Consider the following 14,586-nt stretch of genomic DNA (forward strand, 5'->3'; position numbering starts at 1 on the left):
AATCTCGCTCAAGCTGTTATCCGGAGCTGGTACTAAGCCGACCAGAGGGGATCGTGCACCGTATCGGGATGATAATGGCCGGTTTATTGAAAACGGCGTGTGCGGGTCTCATTATGACCAGGTTGCAGCAGCAGTCCACTCGCGAGAGGCCGGATACAGTTATGCAACTGGAATCGCCATTGCAATGTCGCGTATCCTTTGCATGGACGAAGCGGATCACACATTCTTTCCCGGAGGTCTTTCAAAGCCGTATTGTCGAGCATAACGTTCACCAGGAGCCGCATCAGCTCGTCTTCAGCCGCTTGGCTTCGGATACATCATGCCGCGGAACTTGGCCGTCATACTCTTGGTCCCGGTTGGCGTCCGGGGAGCGCTGGTTAATGCACGCCAGTTCGGACAGCTGAATAATGTTGATTCCCAAGTGGGGCTGCTGACCTCGTTGCGGTGCGTGTAAGTAGGTATGACGGCGAGGAGAACTGCCGTTATGATAACATCATCTTCCAGCGACGTTCGGATCCGGCCGGCGATGCGACGGGATGCCTTGAGAGCGCGAGGAGTGCTGCATGAACGAGATGATGATGGACCTTGATCCACTGGTGACCGCGGAAACCTGGAGGAAGAGCGGCCGCGCGGTCGCGATCGCTACCGTCATCGAGACATGGGGTTCGGCGCCGCGGCCAGCAGGGAGCCATCTGGTGATCGATAGCGACGCCAATTTTGAAGGTTCCGTTTCGGGAGGTTGCGTCGAAGGCGCGGTTATCTCCGAAGCACTCGATGTCATAAGTACCGGTGAGGCGAAGATGCTGGAATTCGGCGTTGCCGATGAGACGGCCTGGCGCGTCGGCCTGTCCTGCGGTGGACGCATTCGCGTCTATGTAGAAAGGCTTGGCTGATGGAGCTTGCGACGCTAGAGCGGCTGAACGCCTGCAGGCGGGCGCGGGTTGCGGCTGCATTGATCACCGATATCGGCAGCGGCGATGCGAGCGTCATTGCAGAAGGTGATGAGCTTGATGGTGTCCGCGGCGAGGCGGTGGCTTCTGCGTTCCGCTCCGGGCGTTCAAGCGTTGTCGAGCTTGACGGTGCTCGCTATTTCCTGAACGTTTATCTGCCGCCACCCGATATCGTTGTTATCGGAGCCGTTCATATCAGTCAGGTCCTGGCAAAGATGGCGGCACTCGCCGGCTTTGGTGTCCGTATCATTGACCCGCGGACGGCATTTGCAACGCCTGAGCGTTTTGCCGGGATCAACCTGGTGACGGACTGGCCGGCGGATGCATTGAAGGACAAGCCGCTCGACACTTACACTGCGCTGGTTGCCGTGACGCATGATCCGAAAATAGATGATTTCCCGATTGCGGAGGCCCTGCGTCGCGGTTGCTTCTATGTCGGGGCTCTCGGAAGCAGAAGAACGCATGCATCGCGTCTGGATCGCCTGAGGGCCGAGGGCTTTGCCGACGAGGCGCTCGCCCGCATCAACGGGCCGGTCGGGTTGCCTATCGGAGCTGCCAGTCCGGCCGAGATCGCGGTCGCCATCCTCGCACAGATTATCGAGGCGTTGCGAACGCGTGATATCATATTGCGGAAGGGCGACGTTCAATGACATTCGGCGAATTTCCGGTTGCCAGTGCGGAAGGGTTAATATTGGCGCACGCGGTTCGATTGCCGGAGCGGACGTTGGGCAAAGGGCACCGTGTTTCTTCAGCGGATGTCGAGGCACTCAAGCAGGCCGGTATCGCCAGCGTCACCGCAGCGCGGATGGAGGACGGCGACCTCGACGAAAACGAGGCGGCCCGCCGGCTTGCTGCGGCTATCGCGCCGGACCACCTGCGTTTCTCCGAAGCTGCGACCGGGCGCGTGAACGTTTATGCCGCAACTGACGGGCTCTTCGTCGCAGATCGTGATGTCGTCAATCGCGTCAATCGGATCGATCCGGCGATTACACTGGCCTGTCTCGCCGATCATGTGCGTGTCCGGGCTGGGGACATGGTGGCAACGTTCAAGATCATTCCGCTTGCTCTGCCGGGCAACAAGGTCGAGACCGCTTGCGACGCCTTGAGAATGGCCGCGGCCTTCGAGGTCAAACCGTTCAGAGAACACGCGGTATCGCTTGTCGCCACGCAACTGCCGTCGCTGAAGCCCGCGGTCATGGACAAGACGGCGCGTATCCTGGAGCGCCGGCTTGCGGCATATGGCAACCGGCTGGAACGCGAGCAGCGGGTGGCTCACAGACATGATGCCGTTGCCACCGCCATCGGCCAGGCAATGGCCACCTCTGAACGCTCTCCGAAGCTTGTCATTGTCTTTGGGGCTTCGGCGGTAATCGATGAGGATGATGTCATACCCGCAGCTATCCGCCAGGCAGGAGGCGAGGTTCTGAGCGTCGGCATGCCAGTCGATCCCGGTAACTTGATTGTTCTTGGACGGATTGGCGAGACCTATGTCGTGGGGGCGCCTGGATGCGCCCGGAGCCCTAAAGAGAACGGCTTCGATTGGGTTCTGGACCGCATTCTCGCGGGTGAGAAGCCGGATGCCCGGGATCTGGCGGGCATGGGTGTCGGAGGGCTGCTGATGGAGATCGAGACCAGGCCGCGGCCGCGGGAAAGCTTCGAGGAAAATCGCCGGGCCGCGACTGTCGCAGCGGTCATTCTCGCCGCCGGTAAGGCGAGCCGAATGGGCGAGGGCGGTGCTCACAAGCTGTTGGCCGAGTTCGATGGCGAGCCGCTTGTGCGCCGTACGGCGAAGACTGCCCTTGCTGCCGACGCGTCATCCGTCATCGTCGTGACAGGCCACCGGCGAAGCGAGATTATGGTCGCGTTGTCCGGACTGGAGGTGACGGCTGTGGAGAACCCTGACTATGCATCCGGTATGGCAAGCTCGCTGATTTCAGGGTTTTCAGCTCCAGCAGCGCGCGATGCGGATGGTGTTCTCGTCATGCTCGCCGATATGCCCGGCGTGAAGTCAGACGATCTCAATCTCCTGATCGCAGCCTTCCGCTCTGCTTCCGGGCGCGCGATCGTCCGCGCAGTCTCACGCGGAAAGCGTGGCAATCCGGTCATTCTTCCCAAATCGCTTGGCGACGCTGTAATGCGGCTCGAGGGCGATATCGGAGCGCGACATATCATCGAAACTTCGGGACTACCGATTATCGACACGGATATCGGCGATGCGGCGCATCTGGACGTGGATACCCCCGAGGCCGTTCGGGCGGCCGGTGGGGTTTTGACAACATGAAGTCTTCCGTCTAATCGCCGACCGTCCTACGTCGCTGCCGATCCAGTGCGGATGTCAGCCTTGGGAGAGGCGGTGCCGCAGCCGGTCAGCATCATGAGGATCCGACGCAATAAGCACTCCGGAATTTCAAAGGCTGTAGGACAGGATGCCGCTTTTTCGGTCGCGGGACTGTGCACGGGAAAGGGCATGCTTGGCCCTTTCTCCATCTTTCATGCCTTGCCGTTGAGGCACGGCTGTCAGAGCAAGTCTTCGATGCGTATTGGCAGATGCCGGATCCGTCTGCCCGTTGCGTTGTGGACAGCATTGACGACGGCTGCGGCCGCTCCGACCATTGCGACTTCGCCGAGACCTTTGACGCCGGACATGTTGAGCTTGAAGTCCGGTTCACCGATGAAATCGACATCGATGGTGCCGATGTCGGCGTTGACCGGCACGACATATTCGGCAAGATCGTTGTTAAGCACGCCGCCGAAGCGAGGGTCTGTTTCACCCGCCTCACGAAGCGCCGCACCAATTCCCCAGACGACACCGCCCCGGACCTGGCTTTCCGCCGTTCGCCGGTTCATGACCCGGCCGCAGTCGACAACGCTGACGACGCGTTTAACGCGCACACGCCCGGTTGACGTCTCCACGTGAACTTCGGCGAAATGGGCGATCCAGCTGAAGGCCATGAACTCGGGATACTCCGGGCCGGTCGTGGATGGGATGCCTCTGCGCAATTGCTCGATCACTTGCCCGTCCTTGCCGAGAGGGATCGTGTTGTCAGTGACTTCCAAGGAGAGGCGACGGGTTCGGGCAAGCTGGACATGAACCGGTTCTTCCGACAATGGAGCACCGGTGAGAGCGCTAAGCTCTTCCCGCATTTTCATCGCGGCGCTTCGCGCTGCCGGCGCAACGCTGCCCGTTCCCCATGAGCCGGCGGTTATATGCTGCGGCGCATGTCCGGTGTCGCCGATGCGAATATCGAGCTTCGCCGGGTCCACACCAAGAATTTCGATAAGCTCGGCAGCGATGACGCTGCGGATGCCTTGCCCCATCTCGTGACCGGAGGTCGCGATTTCACATCGTCCGCTTGCAAAAAGACGAAGCGTCGTTACGGCGGCGGTCATCGATCCCTTGTAACTCCCGCATGCGACGCCGAGGCCTATGAGGTCGCCATTGTCCGCGACCAACGCGCCCGGCTCGCGCCGCCGTCGCTTCCAGTCGAACATTTCGGCTCCGCGCGTCAAACAGCCCGCGAGATGACGGGATGAGAAAGGTTTGCCTGTGATCGGATCATTTTGGGTGTCGTTGGCGAGGCGGAACTCAACCGGGTCCATTCCGACAGCCTCTGCGAGTTCATCCAACGCGCATTCCGTAGCGTAGCTCGAGGGGTGCTCATGGGGCGCGCGCTGATGTCCGGGAGTCTGCGTATCGACTCTGACGATCCGGTCACTTCCCTGCCAGGTACGGTAGCCGTACATACGTGGGGGATTGGCCCCGTGGTCACACGCAAATCCATCGTACCGGCTATTCTGCTGGACCGTTTCATAAAGCCCGGCCAGCAGACGCCCCTGTTCATCCGCCCCCAGCCGAATGCGGTGGCGGCTCCGTGGGCGATAGGACGCGGTATGAAACAGCTGACCGCGTGGCATCACGAGTTTTATCGGCCGGCGCAGCAAGGCGGCGGCACTTGCGACGAGCACACTCTGCTCTTGGATACCGTTCTTCTGCCCAAAGCCTCCGCCGGTATAAGGGCTCACGCCGCGCAGTCGCGTCGGGTCCATTCCCATCATGCCTGCAAGGCCGCCGGCGAAGGCGGACGCCGCCTGCGTTCCCTCATAAATCCTAAGCTCGCCATCCTCGAATGCGGCGGTCGTCGAGATCAACTCGATCGGATTATGATGCTGCTGTGGATGCAGATACTCCACATCAATGCGATGATTGGCTGCAGCGAACGCTGCTTGCGCATCACCGGAAGACAGCTGGCGGTCGGGCTCGGCCTCGGGGCTGGCAAGCTCGTCTTCCATGCGAGCGCTGAACGGCTCCGAGGCATAGCGGACCTTGACAGCCTCGGCGGCCTCGATAGCGGCTTCCAACGTCTCGGCAACAACCAGGGCAACCGCTTCGCCTCGGTGGCGCACGACAGGGCTCGTCATCGGCTGATGGCCCTTGCCGGGTTGACCATAGGCACCGCGAGCAGCAGGTGTCGTCTCGATCTGAGAGAAATCCTCATATGTGAAAACGCGCACGACCCCCGGCACCTTCTGTGCGACGGTCGCGTCGATCGCTTCGATACGTCCCTTTGCGATTGTTGCCGGAACCGTCATCGCATGAAGCAGGCCGGTGATCGGCTGGTCTGCCGCATACAGCGCGCGACCAAGCACTTTTTCATAGGCATCGACCCGAGGGCGGTCAGCAGTCCGTTCCTGTGTCATTGAATCTTCCCTCCAGCGATCATGATGGCGTCTGCAAGGGTACGAGCGCCAAGTTCAATCTTGAATGTGTTGTGCTCTCCTGCCCGCGCGTCGGCGAATGCCGCTCTGCCGGCCGCCAATGCAATCTCCCTGTCAATCGTTTGAGCGTTCAAAAGCGCCTCCGCCTCGCGCGCGCGCCAGGGGCGGGTTGCGACGCCGCCAAGAGCGATATGCGCCTGTCGCACATGATTGCCGTCCATCCGAAGCGCTACGGCTGCCGACGCCAGCGCAAAGGCATAGGACTCCCGGTCGCGCACTTTGAGGTAGGTTGAGTTTCTGCCGGCTGCTGTTTTCGGCACGGATATCCCTGTCACGAGCTCGCCGGCTTCGATCGCGAATTCGAGATGCGGTGTATTGCCAGGCAACCGGTAAAAGTCGGAAATCGGGACCGACCGAGTTCCGGCGGGGCCGCTGATCTCTATCGTCGCGTCCATCGCCGTCAACGCTACGGGCCAGTCACCCGGCGAAACGGCGTTACAAGCGTCGCTGGCGCCGAGAACGGCTTGCCCGCGATCAACGCCACCGATACCGGCGCATCCGGAGCCAGGCTCCCGCTTGTTGCACGGGTAAGCACCGATCGCACCGTTTCTGAAATAGGGACAGCGGGTTCGCTGCAGCAGGTTGCCGCCGACGGTTGCCATGTTGCGGAGTTGCTGGGACGCCGCTTTTGAAAGGCTCTCGGCGAAAACCGGATAGTCATGGCGTATGACATTATCTTCGGCAACGTCCGCCATCAGCGCTCCAGCACCGAAAAACAGAACGTCGCCACGTGTATCAATCCGATCGGCCCCTTCGAGGGAGGCGATGTCGATCAGGTGAGCGGGGCGTTCGACGCCAAGCTTCATCAGATCGTATAGCGTCGTGCCGCCGGCAATGTAACGTGCGCCTTCGCCAGCCGCAGCAAATGCCTCGATTGCTTCGCGAACGTTGCCGGCTCGGACATAGGATAATGACCTCATGGCTCAGCCCCGCTCGATCTGGGGAGCTGCCTGCTGGATCGCAGCGACAATGCCGACATAGGCTCCGCATCGACAGATATTGCCGCTCATATATTCCCTGATGTCTTCGGGCGTGGACGCATGGCCTTCCTTCACGCAAGCAATTGCCGCCATGATCTGACCGGGCGTACAGTACCCGCACTGCAACGCATCGTGGTCGATGAACGCCTGCTGCATGGGATGTAGAGCGTCCGCGCTGCCGATGCCTTCGATCGTCGTGACGGTGCGGCCATCGACTTTGGCGGCGAGTGTCAGGCAGGAAGCGACCCGACGCCCGTCGATGTGGACAGTGCAGGCACCGCACTGACCGTGGTCGCATCCCTTCTTGGCGCCGGCAAGACCCAGTCGCTCACGCAGCATATCCAGCAAGGATGCTCGGGCATCAATCTCCATGGCACCCGGCTGGCCGTTGATTTGAAAGCTGACCCTGACCGTCGCGCCGTTCTCCGGCGTGGGTTGTGAGACCGAACCTTGTGCCTGTGCGGCCGCCGGGAGCATTCCAGACATTGAAACAATCGTTCCAACCTCCAACACCTGGCGTCGGGTAACTTCGAAAATCTTGCTATCGTGCGCGTCTGACATCTGGATTTCGTCTCCTGTTGAAGTGCAACAATCGTGGGGCGTCATCCGTTTCGGCTCGCAGTCCGAAATCTCATTCCGTACCAAAATAAATCGGGCAAGTCGGAATGATTAGTTGGGAAATTCCACGCGGACTGATTAGCCATGCTTTGCAATCGAAAAGCCGACATTCGGGTCTCTGCTCAAAAAATGGCAGGGGTGGATTTGGCCTGCCAGACAAGGCGAGAACGGCGTTCGCAACAGCAGGCGCAATCGGGCTACCCCTGAACAGCCGAGCGGTGGGCCAAAGAGATCAAGAGTTCTTCGCTTTACCGACCTCTTTGAAATGCTCGATGAGTGCACGGAACGCGGGCGAGGTTCTCCGTCTGCTCGGGTAGTAAAGACTAAAGCCCGGCAGGTCGGTCAGCCATTCTGCAAGGACCTGCTTGAGCTTGCCGGCATCGAGTTCATCGGCAACTTGAGATCGAAGCAGGAAGCCCAATCCCATCCCGTCCATGACGGCCGATCGAATTGCCGCGCCGTCGTCGAAGATCAAGGCTGCGTCAGCTTTGTACTCGAACTTGTGGCGTCCCTTTTGCAACGGCCACCGAAAGAGCCGCGATGAACTCTTGTAGCGGTATGTCACGATGCGATGAACAGCCAGATCTTCTGGGACGCCAGGGATCGGGTGCTTCTCAAAGTAGGATGCAGACCCTGCGATCACGACGGGAGTCGACTTGGTCAATGGGAGCGCGATCATATCTTTGTCGATGAGCGTCCCGAAGCGGATGCCGCCATCGAAGCCTTCCGCCACAATATCATTGAAGCCTTCATTCGTCGAAATGTCGAGCTTGACGTCAGGATACCGCTGACAAAAATTTGACAGCGTCGGCCTGACGACACTTTCGAATGCGGCCGGGATCATTGTCAGCCGGACGGTGCCTGCAACCGTCTCGCTTGCTTCCTGCAGTCTCTCCAGTTCCTCCCTGAGGTCGCGCATCGCCGGGCCGAGGATTTCCAGGAGACGTCGCCCCGGATCGGTTGCCGCCACGCTTCGGGTCGTTCTTGCAAGGAGAGGAACGCCAAGTTTCCTTTCGAGCTGGCCAATCGTGTAGCTGAGAGTGGATTGCTTGACACCAAGTTCGGATGCCGCCGCCGTGAAGCTCCCTCGGCGTGCAACGGCTTCGAAAACCGCCAAATCGCGAAGGATCAGCCTGTCCATTTGTCGATCTCCTCTATAGGCCCGCTTGAAACGCAGCAACTTATCAACATGTACCCTGCCGTCTATCCTCTGATGACCGTTGCGTTCGAAACACGCTCCACGGCAAGCATCTCGGCGGCCGGAGAGCCGCCGTTCGGCCCGGGGAGCGCCTAGAGCGACAGCGGCACTGTGTTACGGACCAGGCAGGGGAAGAGAAATGAAGGCGGCCGTTTACGATCACCCGGGACCTCCTGATGTGCTGAACTATAAAGAGGTCCCCGACCCGAAAGTGGGGCCGGGTGATGTCCTTATCGCTATAGATGCGATTTCCATCGAAGGCGGGGACTTGATCAACAGGAGGTCCACGCCGCCTTCCAGCAGCTCGTGGATTGTAGGGTATGCGGCCTCCGGGCGGGTCGTGGCAGTCGGTGCAAACGTCGCGGACCGGAAGATCGGAGACAGAGTGACGGCTTTTGACATGCAGGGCTCGCATGCCGAACTATGGGCCGTGCCTGCGACCCGAACGTGGCTCCTGCCGTCAGGCGTGGATGCAGCGTCAGCGGCAGCATTGCCGATATCTTTCGGAACAGCCCATCATTGCCTTTTTGCCAGGGGTGGTCTCCTTCGTCATGAGACGGTCCTCATTCAGGGCGCTGCCGGCGGAGTTGGCCTCGCAGCGGTGCAACTCGCAGCGCAAGCGGGAGCAACGGTAATTGCCATCTCAAGCGGGGAAATGCGGCTGGAAAAAATATCGTCGCTTGGCGCCGATCACGTTATCGATCGGTCCTCTCAAGACCTTGTTGAAGCCGTGCAAGACATCACGAAAGGCAACGGTGTCGATCTCGTTATCGATCCCGTTGGCGCGACCTTGCCTTCTTCGCTCGCTGTCCTTTCGCCCGAGAGCCGTCTCGTGTTTGTGGGGAACGCGGGCGGTGGAGAGCTTTCGGTGGATCTGTGGCCAGCGATGCAGTCAAACCAGACTTTGCACGGGGTCTTCATGGGCCCGCTTTTCGAAAGGCCCCGGATACGCTCGACGGTCGACGCGTTACTGGTCGCGCTGGAGAGCCGGGAGATCGAGGTTAGGATCGAAAGAGCTTTTCCCCTTTCTGAAGCCAGGGCCGCCCATGATTTTGCGGAGAGAGCGAAACCACTTGGCCGGGTCATCATGGAGCCGTAATGGCCCGCGGCAGGCATTGGGACCGCGCGAGAGTGATGGAGCTGATAGATGCGCATGATCAAAATCCGGTCCCGAAAGGCGCTGGATCGTCATAAGGAGCGGAGGGCTCTCAGTCGGCTGCTCCACCCACACCTTCGGCTGCTGGTGGCTCGACAGACCACGCCGCCAGCAGCCGGGATCAGATCAGCTTGTCGAGTGTGAGAGGCAGGTCGCGCAAGCGTTTGCCTGTTGCATTGAAGACCGCGTTGGCAATGGCCGCCGCCACGCCGGTCGTTCCAATTTCGCCGATCCCGCGCGCCCCCAGCGGTGCGCGCGGATCGGGGATGTCGGTCCACAAGACATCGATGTCAGGCACGTCGAGATGCACCGGCACATGATAGTCGGCCAGAGACGTGCTCATGATACGGCCGGTCCGTTCGTCGAGCAGGGTCTCCTCGGTCAAGGCCATGCCGAGGCCCATGATCATGCCGCCCTTGAACTGGCTTGCCGCCGTCTTGGCGTTCAGGATGCGACCGCAATCGAAGGCTCCGACCAGACGGTCCACGCGGATTTCGCCCGTGACGTCGCTGACACGCAGTTCGCAGAAGATCGCGGAAGTGCTGTGCATCGAGAATTTGAGGATCTCAAGAGGCGCACCGCTTTCCCCGACCACGCTCAGTTCGCTTCGACCGGCGCGGCGCAGGATGGAGGCGAAGCTTTCGTGGCGGGCCGGATCGTCGACGCTGCGCAAGCCGCCGTCGGCGAACTCGACCTCGCTCGGCTTGAGGCCCGCCAGCGGCGTGTCGTTGCCAGCCAGCCGCATGAGTTGAACCGCAAGCTTCCCGCTCGCCGCGCTGATGGCTGCCGCCAGCGAGGCGGTCTGCGACGACCCGCCGGCCAAGCCTGCGAAAGGCAGGCTTGAATCACCGATCGTCACCGCGACGCGATCGAGCGGGAGGCCCAGGCGATCGGCGGCGTGCTGTCGTTGGACCGTCGCGGTGCCCATACCCATTTCATGCGCCGCACTGGCCACATGGGCGTCGCCGTTGCCGTCGATAGTGATCCGGACGGATGTGCCCGGCATCCGCGTGAACGGAAAGGTGCCGCTCGCGCAGCCCATGCCGATCCGCCACTCGCCTTCGCGCCGGCTACCGGGCTCAGCCACGCGCCGGCTCCAGCCGATGCGCGCCGCCCCGAGGTCATACGCCTCCATCATCGCGTTCTGCGAATGCGGTGCCCCGCTCACAGGGTCGCGGGTCGCGGCATTGCGTCGGCGCAGTTCGATGGGGTCCATGCCGAGCGCGTGGGCCAGTTCGTCCATCGCACACTCGATCGCGAAGGTGCCTGGCGTCTCACCTGGCCCCCTCATGAAGCTGTTCGCCAGCAGGTCGAGATCGACATAATGCTGGACGACATCGAAGCTCTCGCTGGCGTAGAGCGACCGACCGGTGAGGCTGAACCCTTCGTCGCAGACGCTGTGGCGCGGCTTGACGCCATAGCCGTGGTGCAGCAGCGCCTTGAGCCTGCCTTCTGTATCCGCGCCCAGCGCTACCCGCTGCTCGGTCCGCATGCGCCCGCCCACCAGCCGGTGCATGCTGGCGCGTGAGAGGGTGACACGCACCGGGCGACCCGCGAGCTTTGCGGCGGCCGCGCCGAGGATCTGGTGATCCCACATGGCCTTCGCGCCGAAGCCGCCACCGACATAGGGCGAGCTCACATGTACCTCGTCCGCCTTCAGCCCGAAGACCTTCGCGAGCGAACCGGCGGTGGCGTTTATCATCTGGGTCGCGTCGTGAACGATCAGCTTGCCATCCCGCCAGACAATCGTCGCGGCATGAGGCTCGATCGGATTATGGTTCTCCCAGGGCGTCTTATAGACGGCGTCAACCTTGAAGGCCGCCTCGGCGAGCTTCCTGCGTGCATCGCCCTTGTCCAGGCGGTTGCGCTCGACAAGGATCGACTCCGGCGTATAGGCGCTGTTCTTGCCCTCCTCGAACCGGGTACGGGCCGGTGCGGAGTCATAGCGCACGCGGACCAAGGTCGCCGCGTGATCGGCCTGCTCGCGCGTCTCGGCGAGGACCACCGCAACAACCTGACCGTTCCAGCGGATCTCGGGGTCCTGCATGATCGGCAGTGTGTGGTTGCCGGCAGCCTTGAGGTTGGTCAGTCCCACGGTCGGCGGAACACCCAATTTGGGCGCATTGCGGTAGGTCATGACCAGCGCGACGCCGGGCGCCGCTTCGGCTGCGGACACGTCCAGGTCGGCGATGTTGCCGCGGGCGATCGTGGAATGGACGAAGGCGGCGTAGAGGAGATCTTCCATCGGAACTTCTGCGGCGAACTGCGCCGCCCCGCGGACCTTATCAGGCCCGTCGACACGCGACTGCTGCCTCCCGAGCGCGACGCGCTTGTCGATCAGCGGATCTGGGGTGCCGCCCGGCAACCAGCTCGCCGGTACATGGCCGAGGACAGCGCGCACGCCGCCGACGATGGCATTCTGTAGCTTGGTCATTGGTGTGCTCCTGCGAGCGCGGCCAGCAGAGCGACCACCGTTCGTTCGACGAGGACAATCTTGAAAGCGTTGCCCGACAGCGGCTGCGCGCCGGCCAATTCTTCGCGGATTGCGGCCAGGAAAGCCTCTTCGGTCGGCGCAACGCCGATCAGCGCCGCTTCCGCCCGCGCCGCCCGCCATGGCTTGGCGGCCACACCGCCGAGCGCAACCCGGGCTTCGGTAACGCGTCCATCCGTCAGCGCCAGGCCGCCTGCGACGGAGATCAGTGCGAAAGCGTAGCTGGAGCGATCGCGGACCTTGCGATATTCGGAATGCGTGACAGCGTCCGAAGGCGGCGGCAGTTCAACCCCGGTGATCAACTCTCCGGGTTTCAGCACGGTCTCGATTTGTGGGGAGGCGTTCGGCAAAACGTGAAAATCCGTCAGCCGGATCGATCGCTCGCCATCGGGGCCGGAGAGATGGATCAAGGCATCTAGCATGGCAAGCGCGACGCACATGTCGGAAGGATGCGTTGCAACGCACTGGTCTGACGCGCCCAGGATCGCATGATAGCGATTGAACCCATCAAGTGCGTCGCAGCCGGTGCCCGGCTGCCGCTTATTGCAGCGTGCGCCCTCGACATCGTAAAAATACATGCAGCGCGTACGCTGGAGGATATTGCCCCCGACCGTCGCCATGTTGCGGATCTGCGCGGAGGCACCGGCGAGCAGCGCGCGTGAAAGCACGGGATAGCGGCCGCGTACGAGCGGGTGTGCGGCAAGGGCGGCGTTGCGAACCGACGCGTCGATCAGCAGCCCGCCACCGTCGCTTTCGCGGATGGCGCCATCCAGCCGGCTGACATCCACGAGTTCGCTTGCCTGTTCGACATTCTGGCGCAGCAGATCGACGATGTTGGTTCCACCGCCTAGAAACCTGGCGCCGCTTCCGGCGCGCGCGACAGCATCGGCTCGATCCGCCGCGCGGATATATTCGAACGTCCTCATGCCGTGGTCTCCCTCAGCATGTGCTCGATCGCTTCAACAATGCCGTTATGCGCGCCGCAGCGACAGAGATTGCCGCTCATGCGCTCGCGGATCTCCGCGCGCGTCACCGGAGCCGGACTTGCGGCAATATCGCGGGTCACGTAGCTGGGGTCGCCCCGCCGTAGCTCGTCCGCCATGGCGATCGCCGAGCAGATCTGCCCCGGGGTGCAATAGCCGCATTGGAGGCCGTCATGTTCAACGAAGGCTTGCTGCAGCATATGCAGATCGTCGCCCTCACCGGCGAGGCCCTCAATCGTCCGCACGTCGCTCCCCTCCGCCTGCGCGGCGAGTGTGAGACAGGATAAAACGCGGTTGCCATCGAGCAGAACCGTACAGGCGCCGCAGGCGCCCTGGTCGCATCCCTTCTTAGTGCCGGTGAGGTGGAGATGCTCGCGCAACAGGTCGAGCAGCGATACCCGCGCATCATCGGGCGGTGAAACTTCCGTGCCGTTTACCCGTATCGTCATGACTTCGCTCCATCTGCCGTGCCATGCCGATCGTGCGGCACATTTAACAAGATATGACGAAGTTCGGACTATTCAACCATCGTTGTAGACGATTTTCGTAATCATAGCGATGAATTGATCTCGTTCATCGGGCGAAAGGCGAGAAAGCATCAGCATATGCATCTGTCGATAGGCCTCGACCTGGGCCTGCGCATATATCGCGCCGGATTCGCTCAGGGTAAGGGCCACGGCCCGGCGGTCGGCTTCAATACGCTCGCGCTTCAGAAAACCGCGTTTTACGAGGCGGTCCGTGGCCGACGAAAGCGTCGTGGTGGGAACGGCGAGGAAACGCGCAACATCGGTCGGGCCACAGCCAGCATGCTCTGCAACGTAGAGCAGCACCGCCTTGTCGAGCTCGGCAAGCGGCCGCTCGGACCGCAACGCGTCGGCAAGCTTGTGTCGGCGTGCAAAGGTCTCGAACGCAGTGCCGAGCGCGGCGAGTTGGTCTTCTGTCGGGTCACTCATGCTCCCCACATATCGCATCTCGACCTCAATTGGATAGTAGTGACTGCGCAAGAGCAATCCGCCGAATAGCGGACTTACGCGGACCGGCGACGACGCTGAAATGGGCTGACCAGCTCTCGTTCAGGCAAAAAAAAGCGTTTGGCAAACACGTGAACTTGCCGTTCACTTCACCGCCGGGGCGGATCCAGAGGCAGACTTCAGAACGAGATTTAGCCTGTAACCGAGCGCGCCAGCGACCTTTGCAATCGTTCCAAGCTCTGGGTTGCCATGTCCACTTAATGCCCGGTACAAAGCAGGTCGCGTAAGGCCAGTCTTCCGAGACAGATCTGACATCCCACGAGCACGTGCAACAACACCAAGCGCCCGAGCTATATGGTTCGCATCTCCATCTGCACTGGCCGCCAAAAGATATTCAGCAATCGCTTCCTCACTCCCAAGGAATTCAGCGGAGTCGTACTCGAATGTCTCAAGTGGCATGCTA

13 protein-coding genes are annotated in these 14,586 nt (G+C 61.5%); 4 read left to right on the forward strand and 9 right to left on the reverse strand.

Features of this window, described 5'->3' with window-relative positions; genetic code table 11:
- The first annotated feature begins 563 nt into the window (after window positions 1-563).
- Genes K6301_RS23290 through K6301_RS23300 form a run of 3 tightly spaced genes read left to right on the forward strand, consistent with a single transcriptional unit; the run spans window position 564 to window position 3,231 of the window.
- Window positions 564-893, forward strand: a complete 330-nt coding sequence (locus K6301_RS23290; protein WP_247221203.1) for an XdhC family protein — start codon at window positions 564-566, stop codon at window positions 891-893.
- Window positions 893-1,600 carry an XdhC family protein gene (locus K6301_RS23295; protein ID WP_247221204.1) on the forward strand — a complete coding sequence of 236 codons (708 nt, stop codon included), beginning with the start codon at window positions 893-895 and terminating at the stop codon, window positions 1,598-1,600. Before K6301_RS23290 ends, K6301_RS23295 begins: the two co-directional genes overlap by 1 nt.
- Complete coding sequence (locus tag K6301_RS23300) at window positions 1,597-3,231, forward strand: NTP transferase domain-containing protein (protein ID WP_247221205.1); 1,635 nt, start codon at window positions 1,597-1,599, stop codon at window positions 3,229-3,231. Before K6301_RS23295 ends, K6301_RS23300 begins: the two co-directional genes overlap by 4 nt.
- A 236-nt stretch (window positions 3,232-3,467) precedes the next feature.
- Here the strand turns inward: K6301_RS23300 and K6301_RS23305 are convergent, their stop codons facing one another.
- From K6301_RS23305 to K6301_RS23320, 4 genes are all read right to left on the reverse strand, one after another.
- A complete protein-coding gene (locus tag K6301_RS23305; protein WP_247221206.1) occupies window positions 3,468-5,648 on the reverse strand; it encodes a xanthine dehydrogenase family protein molybdopterin-binding subunit in 2,181 nt (726 codons plus the stop codon).
- On the reverse strand, window positions 5,645-6,646 hold the full coding sequence (locus K6301_RS23310) for an FAD binding domain-containing protein (RefSeq protein ID WP_247221207.1): 1,002 nt from the start codon (window positions 6,644-6,646) through the stop codon (window positions 5,645-5,647). The genes K6301_RS23305 and K6301_RS23310 overlap by 4 nt, the downstream gene beginning before the upstream one ends.
- A 3-nt stretch (window positions 6,647-6,649) precedes the next feature.
- Entirely contained in the window at window positions 6,650-7,267 is a 618-nt protein-coding gene (locus K6301_RS23315; protein WP_134650222.1) for a (2Fe-2S)-binding protein, read from the reverse strand.
- A gap of 289 nt (window positions 7,268-7,556) precedes the next feature.
- Entirely contained in the window at window positions 7,557-8,465 is a 909-nt protein-coding gene (locus tag K6301_RS23320) for a LysR family transcriptional regulator (protein WP_247221208.1), read from the reverse strand.
- Between the two features lie 196 nt (window positions 8,466-8,661).
- Here K6301_RS23320 and K6301_RS23325 point away from each other — a divergent pair, with 196 nt between their 5' ends.
- The gene (locus K6301_RS23325; protein ID WP_247221209.1) at window positions 8,662-9,621 is read left to right on the forward strand and encodes a quinone oxidoreductase family protein; all 960 of its coding nucleotides are present in this window, start codon (window positions 8,662-8,664) and stop codon (window positions 9,619-9,621) included.
- Window positions 9,622-9,799: 178 nt separating this feature from the next.
- On the opposite strand, the gene K6301_RS23330 is transcribed toward K6301_RS23325, so the two are convergent.
- The 5 genes from K6301_RS23330 to K6301_RS23350 all read right to left on the reverse strand — a co-directional run bounded on the left by K6301_RS23330 (window position 9,800) and on the right by K6301_RS23350 (window position 14,582).
- Window positions 9,800-12,112 (reverse strand): xanthine dehydrogenase family protein molybdopterin-binding subunit, encoded by a 2,313-nt coding sequence (locus tag K6301_RS23330; protein ID WP_247221210.1) that lies wholly within the window; start codon window positions 12,110-12,112, stop codon window positions 9,800-9,802.
- Entirely contained in the window at window positions 12,109-13,095 is a 987-nt protein-coding gene (locus K6301_RS23335; RefSeq protein ID WP_247221211.1) for an FAD binding domain-containing protein, read from the reverse strand. The genes K6301_RS23330 and K6301_RS23335 overlap by 4 nt, the downstream gene beginning before the upstream one ends.
- A complete protein-coding gene (locus tag K6301_RS23340) occupies window positions 13,092-13,601 on the reverse strand; it encodes a (2Fe-2S)-binding protein (RefSeq protein WP_247221212.1) in 510 nt (169 codons plus the stop codon). Before K6301_RS23340 ends, K6301_RS23335 begins: the two co-directional genes overlap by 4 nt.
- 72 nt (window positions 13,602-13,673) lie before the next feature.
- Window positions 13,674-14,105, reverse strand: coding sequence for a MarR family winged helix-turn-helix transcriptional regulator (locus tag K6301_RS23345; protein ID WP_247221213.1), 432 nt, complete (start codon window positions 14,103-14,105; stop codon window positions 13,674-13,676).
- A 162-nt stretch (window positions 14,106-14,267) separates the two neighbouring features.
- Entirely contained in the window at window positions 14,268-14,582 is a 315-nt protein-coding gene (locus K6301_RS23350) for an addiction module antidote protein (RefSeq protein WP_247221214.1), read from the reverse strand.
- Between the last annotated feature and the right edge of the window lie 4 nt (window positions 14,583-14,586).

The organism is Shinella oryzae (genome assembly GCF_023038235.1).
Classification (GTDB): domain Bacteria; phylum Pseudomonadota; class Alphaproteobacteria; order Rhizobiales; family Rhizobiaceae; genus Shinella; species Shinella sumterensis.

What these genes read in the sequence shown, in the direction of transcription:
- K6301_RS23290 (WP_247221203.1), top strand. Translation starts at nt 564, where the DNA reads ATGAACGAGATGATGATGGACCTTGATCCACTGGTGACCGCGGAAACC.
- K6301_RS23295 (WP_247221204.1), top strand. Translation starts at nt 893, where the DNA reads ATGGAGCTTGCGACGCTAGAGCGGCTGAACGCCTGCAGGCGGGCGCGG.
- K6301_RS23300 (WP_247221205.1), top strand. Translation starts at nt 1,597, where the DNA reads ATGACATTCGGCGAATTTCCGGTTGCCAGTGCGGAAGGGTTAATATTG.
- K6301_RS23305 (WP_247221206.1), bottom strand. Translation starts at nt 5,648, where the DNA reads ATGACACAGGAACGGACTGCTGACCGCCCTCGGGTCGATGCCTATGAA.
- K6301_RS23310 (WP_247221207.1), bottom strand. Translation starts at nt 6,646, where the DNA reads ATGAGGTCATTATCCTATGTCCGAGCCGGCAACGTTCGCGAAGCAATC.
- K6301_RS23315 (WP_134650222.1), bottom strand. Translation starts at nt 7,267, where the DNA reads ATGTCAGACGCGCACGATAGCAAGATTTTCGAAGTTACCCGACGCCAG.
- K6301_RS23320 (WP_247221208.1), bottom strand. Translation starts at nt 8,465, where the DNA reads ATGGACAGGCTGATCCTTCGCGATTTGGCGGTTTTCGAAGCCGTTGCA.
- K6301_RS23325 (WP_247221209.1), top strand. Translation starts at nt 8,662, where the DNA reads ATGAAGGCGGCCGTTTACGATCACCCGGGACCTCCTGATGTGCTGAAC.
- K6301_RS23330 (WP_247221210.1), bottom strand. Translation starts at nt 12,112, where the DNA reads ATGACCAAGCTACAGAATGCCATCGTCGGCGGCGTGCGCGCTGTCCTC.
- K6301_RS23335 (WP_247221211.1), bottom strand. Translation starts at nt 13,095, where the DNA reads ATGAGGACGTTCGAATATATCCGCGCGGCGGATCGAGCCGATGCTGTC.
- K6301_RS23340 (WP_247221212.1), bottom strand. Translation starts at nt 13,601, where the DNA reads ATGACGATACGGGTAAACGGCACGGAAGTTTCACCGCCCGATGATGCG.
- K6301_RS23345 (WP_247221213.1), bottom strand. Translation starts at nt 14,105, where the DNA reads ATGAGTGACCCGACAGAAGACCAACTCGCCGCGCTCGGCACTGCGTTC.
- K6301_RS23350 (WP_247221214.1), bottom strand. Translation starts at nt 14,582, where the DNA reads ATGCCACTTGAGACATTCGAGTACGACTCCGCTGAATTCCTTGGGAGT.